Origin of the sequence: Thermoanaerobacterium thermosaccharolyticum DSM 571 (assembly GCF_000145615.1) — a bacterium.
Lineage (GTDB): Bacteria > Bacillota > Thermoanaerobacteria > Thermoanaerobacterales > Thermoanaerobacteraceae > Thermoanaerobacterium > Thermoanaerobacterium thermosaccharolyticum.
Window position 1 is genome coordinate 18,156 of the sequence record NC_014410.1, and the last position, 12,462, is coordinate 30,617.

At 35.8% G+C, this 12,462-nt stretch carries 11 protein-coding genes, 2 tRNA genes, 1 riboswitch and 1 other annotated feature; of the genes, 10 read left to right on the top strand and 3 right to left on the bottom strand.

The features are described from left to right. The first annotated feature begins 3 nt into the window (after positions 1-3). From ilvD to ribH, 6 genes are all read left to right on the top strand, one after another. Complete coding sequence (ilvD, locus tag TTHE_RS00095) at positions 4-1,668, top strand: dihydroxy-acid dehydratase (protein ID WP_013296595.1); 1,665 nt, start codon at positions 4-6, stop codon at positions 1,666-1,668. A 34-nt stretch (positions 1,669-1,702) separates the two neighbouring features. Then, entirely contained in the window at positions 1,703-3,358 is a 1,656-nt protein-coding gene (gene ilvB / locus TTHE_RS00100) for a biosynthetic-type acetolactate synthase large subunit (RefSeq protein WP_013296596.1), read from the top strand. Between the two features lie 46 nt (positions 3,359-3,404). Further along, a riboswitch (FMN riboswitch) is annotated at positions 3,405-3,518 on the top strand. A 69-nt stretch (positions 3,519-3,587) separates the two neighbouring features. Next, the gene (gene ribD, locus TTHE_RS00105; RefSeq protein WP_041587393.1) at positions 3,588-4,670 is read left to right on the top strand and encodes a bifunctional diaminohydroxyphosphoribosylaminopyrimidine deaminase/5-amino-6-(5-phosphoribosylamino)uracil reductase RibD; all 1,083 of its coding nucleotides are present in this window, start codon (positions 3,588-3,590) and stop codon (positions 4,668-4,670) included. An 8-nt stretch (positions 4,671-4,678) separates the two neighbouring features. Beyond that, positions 4,679-5,299: a riboflavin synthase gene (locus TTHE_RS00110; RefSeq protein WP_013296598.1), complete on the top strand. Its 621-nt coding sequence runs from the start codon at positions 4,679-4,681 to the stop codon at positions 5,297-5,299. A 43-nt stretch (positions 5,300-5,342) separates the two neighbouring features. After that, positions 5,343-6,536: a bifunctional 3,4-dihydroxy-2-butanone-4-phosphate synthase/GTP cyclohydrolase II gene (locus TTHE_RS00115; RefSeq protein WP_013296599.1), complete on the top strand. Its 1,194-nt coding sequence runs from the start codon at positions 5,343-5,345 to the stop codon at positions 6,534-6,536. 20 nt (positions 6,537-6,556) lie between these two features. Then, positions 6,557-7,024 (top strand): 6,7-dimethyl-8-ribityllumazine synthase, encoded by a 468-nt coding sequence (gene ribH, locus TTHE_RS00120; protein WP_013296600.1) that lies wholly within the window; start codon positions 6,557-6,559, stop codon positions 7,022-7,024. Positions 7,025-7,075: 51 nt separating this feature from the next. Here ribH and ytvI read toward each other — a convergent pair whose 3' ends face one another. Beyond that, positions 7,076-8,140 carry a sporulation integral membrane protein YtvI gene (ytvI, locus tag TTHE_RS00125; protein ID WP_013296601.1) on the bottom strand — a complete coding sequence of 355 codons (1,065 nt, stop codon included), beginning with the start codon at positions 8,138-8,140 and terminating at the stop codon, positions 7,076-7,078. A 91-nt stretch (positions 8,141-8,231) separates the two neighbouring features. Beyond that, complete coding sequence (locus TTHE_RS14270) at positions 8,232-8,399, bottom strand: hypothetical protein (protein WP_013296602.1); 168 nt, start codon at positions 8,397-8,399, stop codon at positions 8,232-8,234. Positions 8,400-8,545: 146 nt separating this feature from the next. Here TTHE_RS14270 and lepB point away from each other — a divergent pair, with 146 nt between their 5' ends. From lepB to TTHE_RS00145, 4 genes are all read left to right on the top strand, one after another. Continuing rightward, complete coding sequence (gene lepB / locus TTHE_RS00130; RefSeq protein WP_013296603.1) at positions 8,546-9,082, top strand: signal peptidase I; 537 nt, start codon at positions 8,546-8,548, stop codon at positions 9,080-9,082. 45 nt (positions 9,083-9,127) lie between these two features. After that, positions 9,128-9,313 (top strand) — a binding site (T-box leader). A 35-nt stretch (positions 9,314-9,348) separates the two neighbouring features. Next, positions 9,349-10,620 (top strand): serine--tRNA ligase, encoded by a 1,272-nt coding sequence (gene serS, locus TTHE_RS00135; protein ID WP_013296604.1) that lies wholly within the window; start codon positions 9,349-9,351, stop codon positions 10,618-10,620. Positions 10,621-10,704: 84 nt separating this feature from the next. Continuing rightward, positions 10,705-10,793: transfer RNA gene (locus tag TTHE_RS00140), tRNA-Ser, on the top strand. A gap of 30 nt (positions 10,794-10,823) precedes the next feature. After that, a tRNA-Ser gene (locus TTHE_RS00145) sits at positions 10,824-10,917 on the top strand. Positions 10,918-11,123: 206 nt separating this feature from the next. On the opposite strand, the gene TTHE_RS00150 is transcribed toward TTHE_RS00145, so the two are convergent. Then, positions 11,124-12,353, bottom strand: coding sequence for an LCP family protein (locus TTHE_RS00150; protein WP_013296606.1), 1,230 nt, complete (start codon positions 12,351-12,353; stop codon positions 11,124-11,126). Positions 12,354-12,462: the final 109 nt, after the last annotated feature.

The window sequence follows — 12,462 nt, forward strand, 5'->3', positions numbered from 1 at the left end:
TTTATGTTAAGCAATAGTGTAAAGAAAGGAGTCGAAAAAGCACCACACAGATCATTGTTGTATGCTTTGGGGCTTACAGATGAAGAAATAAATAGACCCATAATAGGCATTGCAAATTCAAAAAATGAGATAATTCCAGGTCACATAAATCTTGACAAAATAGCTGATGCTGTGAAAGCTGGCGTAAGGCTTGCCGGTGGGACACCGATAGAATTTTCAACAATAGGTGTCTGCGACGGCATAGCTATGAACCATAAAGGAATGAAATATTCTCTGGCGTCGAGAGAATTAATAGCGGATAGCGTTGAAACAATGGCAATGGCTCACGGGTTTGACGGACTTGTATTGATACCAAACTGCGATAAGATCGTTCCAGGCATGCTTATGGCTGCTGCAAGGCTAAACATACCAACGGTAGTTATAAGTGGAGGTCCGATGCTTGCTGGGAGTTACGAAGGGGAAACATGCGACTTAAGCTCTATGTTTGAAGCTGTAGGAGCTTTAAAAGCAGGGAAAATTAATGAAGATGAGCTTAAGGCGATGGAGATGTCAGCTTGTCCTACGTGTGGCTCATGCTCTGGCATGTTTACTGCAAATACCATGAACTGCTTGACAGAAGCACTGGGACTTGGACTTCCAGGCAATGGAACAATACCTGCTGTTTATTCAGAGAGAATAAGACTTGCAAAACAAGCGGGAATGAAGATTGTAGAGCTTGTAGAAAAAGATATAAAGGCTAGAGATATATTAATAGAGGATGCATTTATAAACGCGTTTTGTTTAGACATGGCTTTAGGGGGCTCTACAAACACCGTGCTTCATCTTAAGGCAATTGCACATGAGGCTGGATTTGATATTCCACTTAAAAAGATAAATGAGATTAACCAGAAAGTGCCAAATCTTTGCAAATTAAGCCCTGCAGGAAGGTACCACATCGAAGATCTATACCATGCTGGAGGTATACAGGCAGTGTTGAGAGAATTATCTAAATTAGATGTCTTAAATACAGATTGTATAACTGTAACTTGTAAGACATTAGGAGAGAACTTTAAAGATGCAAAGATAAAGAACTACGATGTTATACACACTGTTGATAATCCATACAGCGAAACAGGAGGACTTGCGATTTTATATGGCAATATTGCAAAAGACGGTTCTGTAGTAAAAGCATCTGCCGTATCTCCTGAAATGCTTCGCCATTCAGGACCTGCTAGGGTATTTAATTCAGAGGATGAGGCTATAAAAGCGATTTACGATGGTAAAATACAAAAAGGCGATGTGGTTGTAATTAGATATGAAGGACCTAAAGGTGGACCAGGGATGAGGGAAATGCTGAGCCCGACATCGGCGCTTGCTGGTATGGGGCTTGATAAAGACGTGGCCCTTATAACAGATGGCAGATTTTCTGGTGCAACAAGAGGAGCTTGCATCGGTCATGTGTCACCTGAGGCTATGGATGGTGGAGAAATAGCTCTAATAAACGATGGAGATATCATAGATATAGACATACCTGGAAGAAAGCTAAATTTAAGAGTAAGCGATGAAGAGATGGAAAGCAGGAGGAAAAACTTTAGAAAGCCTGAACCACATATTAAGACAGGATATATGGCAAGATACGCAAAATTGGTCACATCTGCAAATACTGGTGCGGTTTTAAAGGATGTATAGTTGTAAATAATTGTTGGGAAAGGAGGCGTGATACATGATATTGAAAGGATCGCAGGTTATAATAGAAGTTTTAAAAGAACAGGATGTAGATACTATATTTGGCATACCCGGTGGTTCTGTTATACCACTTTATGATGCTTTGTATGATTCTGATTTAAAGCATATTCTTGCAACACATGAGCAGATGGCTGCTCATATGGCAGATGGATATGCAAGAGTAACGGGAAAAGTTGGTGTATGTATAGCTACATCTGGACCAGGTGCTACCAATTTAGTAACAGGCATTGCAAATGCATATATGGATTCTGTGCCTATTGTTGCAATAACAGGTCAAGTAGCCACAAACTTGATAGGTAAAGATTCTTTTCAGGAAGTCGATATTGCCGGGATTACTATGCCTGTAACAAAGCATAATTTCATAGTAAAATCACCTGATAAATTAGCTGATACTTTAAGAGAAGCATTTTTTATAGCAAAGGAAGGAAGGCCTGGACCTGTACTGGTAGATATACCAAAAGATATTCAGACATCAAATGTAAATTTTATTAAGCGGAAAGATTTTTACATTGAAGTTAAGAAGCATCCTGTAAATGAATCGGATTTGACAAAGGCTACGGAATTAATAAATTCAAGCAAAAAGCCTGTGATATTTGCAGGTGGCGGAGTTATATGGGGTGAGGCGTCCAAGAGCTTATATGATTTTGCAAAAGAAAATATGATTCCTGTAGCGACTTCTCTTATGGGATTAGGATGTTTCCCAGAAGATGATGAATTGTCACTAGGACTTATAGGAATGCATGGAAGCAGATATGCCAATACAGCCATTTATAAGTCTGACTTAGTAATTGCCATAGGTACTAGGTTCAGCGATAGAGTTGCCGGTAAAGCAGGTGGGCTGGCACCTTATGCAAAGGTCATCCATATCGATATAGATCCTGCAGAAATTGGTAAAAATATAGATGTAGATGTTCCAATTATTGGGGAAATTAACGAGGTTCTTAAACTTTTAAATAACATGATAAAAGAAAAAGAACACAATGAATGGATTCATGAGCTTTTATCTATAAAAGAAAAAACATCGTTTAAGTATAAAGACGATGGAAAATTAAAGCCTCAGTGGATAATCGAAAAAGTGCAGGAAATGGGGAAAGACGACCTTATCATGGCAACGGAGGTAGGGCAAAATCAAATGTGGACTGCCCAATATTTTAAATTTAAAGAGCCTAGGACATTTGTGACATCTGGTGGTCTTGGCACAATGGGATTTGGACTTCCAGCTTCAATAGGGGCACAGGTAGGGAGAAATGATAAGCGTGTTGTAAATATAGCTGGAGATGGAAGCATAAGGATGAACATCCATGCTTTTGAAACAATGGCTATATACAATATACCTGTTATAACTATTATTCTCAATAATCAGACATTAGGAATGGTAAGACAATGGCAGAATCTCCTTTTCAATAAAAGATATTCTCAGACGGATTTAAATCCAAACCTTGATTTTTCAAAAGTAGCAGAAGCGTTTGGGGTCTTTAGCAAAAGGATTTACACAAAAGAAAAGTTTGAAGAATCATTTAAAGAGGCATTATCTAATAATAAGCCATGCGTGTTGGAATGCATGATAGACAAAGATGAGATGGTTCTTCCTTTTATTCCTGCTGGAGGAACTATTGAAGAAATGATAGACTAGTATTTTTATTAAGAGTATGATATAATATAAAAAATTGAATAAATTTAAAAACCTTCAGGGATTGGTGAAATTCCATACCGGCGGTAAAGCCCGCGAGCCTTATGGCAGATCTGGTTAGATTCCAGAGCCGACAGTAAAGTCTGGATGAAAGAAGGTAAATAGGCAATTTTGTCGAAATGCCCTGAAGTATTACATACTTCAGGGCTAAGTTTATTTTTGGGGTGTTTTTATGGAGAAATACATGAAAAGGGCATTACAGCTTGCAAAATTAGGCTTAGGGCACACAAATCCAAATCCTTTAGTAGGTGCAGTAATTGTTAAAAATGGCAGGATAATAGGTGAAGGGTACCATGAATACTATGGAGGACCACATGCAGAAATAAATGCACTAAAAAGTGTTAAAGAAGATGTAATAGGAGCTCAGCTTTATGTCACATTAGAACCGTGCTGTCATTATGGAAAAACTCCGCCTTGTGTAGATGCTATTGTAAAATCAGGTATAAAAGATGTTTTTATTGCTATGGAGGATCCAAATAAACTTGTTTCAGGAAAGGGAATAAAACATCTTAAAGAAGCAGGCTTAAATGTGTATACAGGTTTATTAAAAGAGGAGGCAGAGAAAATAAATGAAATATTTATAAAGTACATTACGACTAAAAAGCCGTATGTAATATTAAAGTCTGCCATGACGATTGATGGAAAGATTGCAACTTATACAGGCGATTCTAAATGGATAACAAATGAAAAATCGAGAGAACATGTCCATATAATGAGAGGCTGTGTTATGGCAATAATGGTAGGTGTCAACACAGTTATAAAAGATAATCCATATCTTACGGCGAGAATAGATGGATTTAAGAATCCTTTAAGGGTGGTTGTTGATAGCCGTGGCAGGATTCCTCTAGAAGCAAATGTTGTAATTGACAAATCTGCCAAGACAATAGTAGCAACAACGGATATGATGCCCTATAAAAAAGTAAAAGCATTAAGGGATTTAGGAGTAGATGTATTTGTGCTTGACAAGTTAAACGGTGAAGTAGATTTAAAAAAATTGATGGATATGTTAGGAGAGAGAGGGATAGACAGTGTAATCATAGAAGGTGGAGGAACACTAAATTATTCTGCTTTAAAAGAAGGAATAGTAGACAAAGTGATGTTCTATATAGCTCCAAAAATAATAGGTGGAAGCAATTCTTTGACGCCTGTAGAAGGAAAAGGCATTGATTTGATTAAAGATGCCATAATGATTGAAAAATTAGACGTAAAAAGATTTGATGATGACATACTTATAGAAGGTTATATTAAAAAGTAGGTGTTACTATGTTTACAGGAATAATAGAAGAGATTGGCAAAGTTAAGATGATACAACGTGGAGATATTACAAAAATAGCAATTGAATGTGATAAGGTGTTAAATGGCACAAGAATTGGGGATAGTATAGCTGTAAATGGAGTATGTTTGACGGTTACAAATGTAGGAAAAAATCTATTTACAGCGGATCTGATGAGGGAAACACTAAAATCCAGCAATTTAGGAAACTTGAAAATAGGAAGTATGGTCAATTTAGAAAGAGCTTTAAGCATATCTGGCAGGTTAAATGGCCATATTGTGACAGGACACGTAGATACTGTCGGTACAATAGTTAATAAAAATCGAATTATGAATTCAAATGTATTTAAAATTAAAATCGATGAAAGATATTCAAAATACGTTGTAAGCAAGGGAAGCATCGCTGTCGACGGAATAAGTTTGACAGTCGTGGAGGCGTTAGCTTCATATTTTACGGTTTCTGTCATACCGCATACGGAGTTAAATACAACACTAAACTTTAAGAGAATCGGAGATAGTGTCAATATAGAAGTAGACATACTATCGAAGTATGCTGAAAAACTGTTGTTAAAAAAAGGAATGAAGGAGCTTGTATTAGAAAATGGCTTTTGATTATTTAACATATTTTTATTAAATTTTAAGGAGATGTGTATAAATGCTTGATACGATAGAAAGTGCAATAGAAGACATCAAAAATGGTAAAATGGTCATTGTAGTCGATGACGAAGACAGGGAAAATGAAGGGGATTTAGTGATGGCAGCAGAAAAAGTTAGAGGCGAAGATATAAATTTTATGATAAAGTATGGACGTGGATTAGTATGTGTTCCCATGAGTGATAAAAGGCTTAAAGAATTAAATATAGGTAAGATGGTATCTGAAAATACAGATAATAGAGAAACTGCCTTTACTGTATCTGTAGATCACAAAAGTTGTAAGACTGGTATTTCGGCGTACGAAAGGGCATTTACAATAAAAATGCTTCTAGATGATAATTCTAGGCCGGATGATTTTACAAAACCAGGACATGTATTTCCTCTGAAAGCAAAAGAAGGAGGTGTTTTGGTAAGGGCAGGACACACAGAAGCAGCGTATGATTTGTCGAGACTTGCTGACTTTAAAGGTGCTGGCGTAATCTGTGAAATCATAAAAGATGACGGCAGGATGGCTAGACTTCCAGAGCTTGTGGAGTTTTCAAAGAGGTTTAACCTAAAGATAATATCTATAGCCGATCTAATTGAATACAGAAGGAAGAAAGAAAAACTAATAAGGAGAGTAGCTGAAGCCCATCTTCCTACAAAATACGGCGATTTCAATATAATAGGGTATGAAGAAATTTTGACCGGTAAAGAACATGTGGCGTTAGTAAGAGGAGAATTGACAGAGGAGCCTACGCTTGTTAGAGTTCATTCAGAATGCTTAACAGGTGATATAATGGGTTCTTTAAGATGTGATTGTGGTGATCAGCTTCATGCAGCAATGGAGAGAATAGGAAAAGAAGGAGGTGTCCTTTTATACTTAAGACAAGAAGGCAGAGGAATCGGACTTTTAAACAAGATTAAAGCATATCACTTACAGGACGCAGGCCTTGATACGGTTGATGCTAATCTTAGATTAGGTTTTCCTGCTGATATGAGAGAATACGGAATAGGAGCTCAGATTTTAAAAGATTTAGGACTTAGAAGGCTTAGGATAATGACCAACAACCCTAAAAAATTAGCTGGTTTATCTGGCTATGGGCTTGAAATAGTGGAGAGAGTCCCGATAGAAGTATCTTTAAACAAGCACAATGAAAAATATCTTAAAACAAAAAAAGAAAAGTTTGGCCATATATTTCATACATTTCAATAATTAGTAAAGGGGAGATTATTTTGAGGACATATGAAGGAAAACTTATAGGTGATGGCTTAAAGTTAGGCATCGTAGTAAGCAGGTTTAATGAATTCATAACAAGTAAACTTCTAGATGGTGCTTTGGATGCTTTAAGGAGGCATGGTGTAGATGATGACAGCATTGAAATTGCTTGGGCACCAGGTGCCTTTGAGATTCCTCTTATTTCAAAGAGAATGGTCATGTCTAAAAAATATGATGCGGTGATTGCACTTGGTGCTGTTATAAGAGGTGATACACCCCATTTTGATTATGTAGCTAATGAAGTTTCGAAAGGAATTGCAAAGTTATCCCTTGATTTTGATATACCTGTAATATTTGGAGTTCTTACAACAGATACTGTAGAACAGGCAATCATGAGATCTGGAACAAAATCAGGCAACAAGGGATTTGACGCTGCTGTAACAGCTTTGGAAATGGTTAATTTGATAAAAGAAATAGATGGCTAATAAAAATAAACGTTCATCTTAAAGCACTAATGCTTAAAAGATGAACGTCTTTCATTTCCAAGAAGGTATTATTCCTGATTTTTGGAAGGTTTTAAATACAACCACAAAAACTGGTCCCATAATGAGGCCGAATCCTCCGAAAAGTTTTGCACCAATGAACATAGACAAAAGCGTTACAAGAGGATGAAGACCTATGCTTTGTCCAACGATTTTAGGCTCTATCATCTGCCTTACAACTGTCACAATGCCGTATAGTATTAGTAAATAAATACCTATTAAGTAATTTTTAGTAAATATATTGTATACAGCCCATGGAACTAGTACCGATCCTGAACCCAACACAGGCAGTATATCTATGAAGCTTACTAGAAGGCCTAACAAAAACGCATAATCAAATCCTATTATTGTAAGACCTATTGATACCTCCATAAAAGTGATAAACATTATGGTTATTTCTGCTCGTATAAATCCAATTAGCGTTTGGAAAAGGTCACCTTTTATATTTTCTGCATGTAATGCCCAGTTTGAAGGAAATTGCCTTTTTATAAAATTTAATATCAACCATTTATCTTTGCTTAAAAAGAATGTTGATACAATTGTTATTATAGACATAAAGAAAAAATTAGGCAGCTTTGTTGCTAAACCTAAAATCCAAGCAGCAAAGTTTTTAGCAAGGACAGATATGTTGTTTAAAATAGATTGAAGATTGTTCTCCAAAAACGTTGAGATATTAGTGGGGAGTGAAATATAGTATATTCTAATTCTATCAATAAGATCAGATATGACCACATCGAAGTTTTTTGTATAATTTGGCGCATGTTCTGCCAAAGTATTTAGCTCAAAAACAAGTTGTGTAATTAAGAGACTTATTAAAAGTCCTATTATAGCAATTAGTAGAAGAATTAAAAATGCAGACGATAATCCCCTTGGTACTTTCAGCTTTTTTTCCAGGAACTCAACGGCAGGGTCAATTAAGATTGCTAAAAACAGTGCAACCGCAAATGGCATTAAAAAAGGAATCAATTTAAAAACAAACAAATAAAAACTTATAATGACGGCCAGTATTATAATAACATTTTTTATCGTGCTTTGGTATCGTGAGAGAAAATCTTTCACCAAAAAACCCCTCCTTATTTTTATTATAGTATGATAAAAGGCAAGTGTCTACAGCAATCAATAAATAAAATCCGGTTTCTCCGGATTTTATTTATTGGGCGGTCTTAATTTTAATTTCGTGTGATTTTTTGGCTATTTCCGATTGAGATATTATTCCTTTTTCAATAAGCAATTCTATCAACGATGTTATTGCTAAAGTATTTTTGTACTCTGTGTCTTTTAAATCGGCAATTTCTAGTAAATATTTAATTTCGTTCATCGGAATCCCCCTAAATTATTTTATATAATAATTATTGACATATTTATATATTATATACATGAAGATTTAGTTTGGTATCTAATGTTAGCATTTAACACTACAATGTGATATAATATCTTTGTATATTTAAAAAAGGAGATTGGACGATGAAGAGCAATACTAAAAAGGAAATTTTAAGTTGGGTTCTGACTATCGGCCTTGCATTTATTATAGCTATGTTAATTAGGACGTACATCTTTGAACTTGTTGATGTGCCAACAGGTTCAATGCTTGACACGATACAGCTTAATGATAAATTTGTAGAATTGAAATTTATATATAGATTTGAGCCTATAAAAAGAGGAGATATTGTTGTATTTAAATATCCTGACGACCCATCTGTGAGTTTTGTAAAAAGGGTAATCGGTATAGGCGGCGATACAATAGAGATTAAGAATGGCATTTTATATAGAAATGGTGTACCTGTCAAAGAGCCGTATCTTAAAGAGCCTATGAATAAAAATGAAACATTTGGACCATATAAAGTGCCACCAAATCATTACTTTATGCTGGGGGATAACAGGAATCAGTCACTTGATTCAAGGTATTGGAAAAATAAATATGTATCTAGGGACGCGATAATGGGAAAAATAGTATTTAGAATATGGCCTTTAAGCCGGTTTGGAACTATGGTTGGGAAATAATTATTGAAATTGAGAAATTTGTATAGTATAATTTATTTTAAGTTAAAAGAAGCGTTGAAGGGCCAATAATATGTATTATATTTAAGAGAGCTGGTGGTGGGTGTAAACCAGTATATGTACATATTTATCCAGCCTGGAGCTATGGTTAATAACCATCGGGCGACCGTTAAATCAGTGATGAGGGCTTTTTTAGCCAAATCAGGGTGGCAACACGGAAATCCCGTCCCTAAATGAGGGCGGGATATTTTTATTAGGAGGTGTAAATTATGCTTGATATTAAAAGGATAAGAAATAATCCAGATGAAGTAAAGAAAGCTATTGAACTTAAAAAAGAAAACTCAAATATCGATGAATTTTTAGAGATTGACGAAAAAAGAAGAGGGATTTTAAAAGAATTAGAGTCTTTGAAGAATACGCGAAACAAAGAATCTGAAAACATCGCCAAGTTAAAAAGAGAAGGCAAAGACGCGGAAGAACTCATAAAAGAAATGAAAGAGATATCGGATAAGATTAAAGCGATGGAAAGTGATGTAAAACAATATGACGAAAGATTAGAAGAGCTTCTTTGGACCATACCAAATATTCCTCATGAAAGTGTTCCAGTGGGAGATAGCGATGCAGATAATGTTGAGATACGTAGATGGGGCGATGTAAGGAAGTTTGACTTTGAAATAAAGCCTCATTGGGATATAGGTGTTGAACTGGGAATTTTAGATTTTGAAGCAGCATCACGTGTTACAGGTTCAAGGTTTACTTTTTACAAAGGATTAGGATGTAGACTTGAAAGGTCCCTTATAAGCTTTATGATGGATCTTCATACAGAAAAGCATGGCTATACAGAAGTTTTTCCTCCATTTATGGTACATAGAAGAAGTATGTATGGAACGGGACAACTTCCAAAGTTTGAAGAGGATGCATTTAAAGTAGCTGGTACAGATTATTTCTTGATTCCGACAGCTGAAGTTCCTGTTACAAACATGTATAGAGAGACGATAATTGATGCTGAAGAGCTTCCTATTTACAACTGTGCTTACAGTGCATGCTTCAGGCAAGAAGCAGGTTCTGCTGGAAGGGATACAAGGGGATTAATTAGGCAGCATCAGTTTAATAAAGTAGAACTGGTGAAAATTACTGAGCCTGAAAGATCTTACGAAGAGCTGGAGAAAATGGTAAATGATGCTGAGGACGTATTAAAGACTTTAGGGATACCATACAGGGTTGTTTCAATATGTACTGGGGACCTTGGATTTACGGCGGCAAAGAAGTATGACCTTGAAGTCTGGATGCCAAGCTACGGAAGATATGTTGAGATATCATCATGTAGCAACTGCGAAGACTTCCAAGCTAGAAGGGCTAATATAAAGTATAGGCCTAAAGGCGGCGGGAAGGCACAGTATGTTCACACATTAAATGGCTCAGGCGTCGCAGTTGGGAGGACATTTGCGGCAATATTGGAAAACTATCAGCAGGAGGATGGCTCTGTTGTCATACCTGAAGCACTTAGACCTTACATGAAGTGCGACGTTATAAGGAAGTAAAAGGCTGCAATAGTATTAAATATTTGATTCATGATTATTGACAACTTAGCCGGTATATGATATACTTTATATCGTTCCCGGCTTGGAGAGGTGTCCGAGGGGTTTAAGGAGCTGGTCTTGAAAACCAGTGTCTCTTAACGGAGCCGTGGGTTCGAATCCCACCCTCTCCGCCATTAATATAATAAAGAGATTGTAGCTGACGTGGAGAAGTACCCAAGTTGGTGAAGGGGCGGTCCTGCTAAGACTGTAGGTCGGGGATAACCCGGCGCGAGGGTTCAAGTCCCTCCTTCTCCGCCATACATAAGCTACTTTTTTTATGATTAAATTAAATTAAAATAAAAAGGGCGCTATTGCGCCTTTAAAAAACATCGTTAAAATCCTCAAATGTATATTCACTTTCAGGGAGTTCCGATTTTATGCTGTGAAGCCCGTCTTTTGATGAACGCGTTTCTCTTATGGCATTAAGCATTTTTATCACCTCAGAAGTATTTTTTCATATTTCGTTATTTTTTATCCTCACCTATGATGACCACGACATCTGCGTTTTTATCCAAACTTTCATCGTTCAATACATTTTTAATAGATAATGCATTGGCTACTTTGATTGCTTTATCCATATTGTTATTTGTATAGACAAACGATTCTGAATAATTTCTGATATCAGCATTGGCAATTTTAATTACATTAAATCCTAGATTTATTAATTTATCTGCATATTTTGTGGCTAGGCCTTGTACTGTTGTCCCGTTAAAAACTTCTACATTTATGGTGTTATTGATGGGAGAATACGTCGATTGTAGAACTGTGCTTTTAGAATTAATCTTCTGACCATTTCCGAACATTTCTGATGCAACTTCCGCTGATTTTTGTTGGTCTGCAAAATAATAGCTAAAATTATCCATATATCCACCCTCACCTGGCAATATAGAAGCATTAATATTCTGAGGTTTATTCTTGACAAAATCTAATGCATATGCAGTGATATCCTTTGCAGTTAAGTCGGTTTTTAGATTTTTACTTAATGTTATTGCTAGAGAAGGAATCTTAGGAAGGATTGATGGAGTTGTGACTTTTTTTATGAAGGCTTTTAAAAATTCTTGTTGAGCATTTATTCTTCCTATATCTCCCTCTGTGTAGCCGTGCCTGTAGCGTACGAATTGAAGGGCTTCTTCACCATTTAGAACTTGAATCCCTTTTTTTAGGTTAATGTGAAGAGGAGGTTTTGCTACATTGTCGTCATATTTCATATTGAAGGGGACGTTAACCTCAACACCACCTATTGTATCTATAATTTCTTTGAAACCATCATAAGTTAAAATTACGTAATTGTCTATTTTTATTCCAAGCAGGTCTTCTACAGCACTTTTTAAACCATCTATTTTTTGCTCCGAATAGGCCGCATTGATTTTTTTCTCACTAGGGTTATTATAACCGGGCCTTGGATAATACGTATCGCGTGGAATCGATAACATCTCAATTTCTTTTTTATCTTTGTCAAAACTTGCTACAAATATAGTATCTGATAAACCATCGGCATCTCCTACAAATAAAATATTTTTTTTACCTGAGCTATTGTCGTTTTGTTTGACAGATCTAGTGGTAGTCGTATTATCGCTAGAGCTGTTTGCGGGTTTTACAACGTTTAAATTTCTATAATACATAAAAATACCGGTTCCTATTGATATTGCTATTCCTAGAATGACAAAAATAGAAATTTTAAAAAACTTCTTCATTCATATATCACATCCTTTGCAATTGCACATTTCTATTTATTATTAATATACATTATAGATTTAATTTAATCAATAAATTAGTGATTAGAAATAATAAAATAAAAATAAA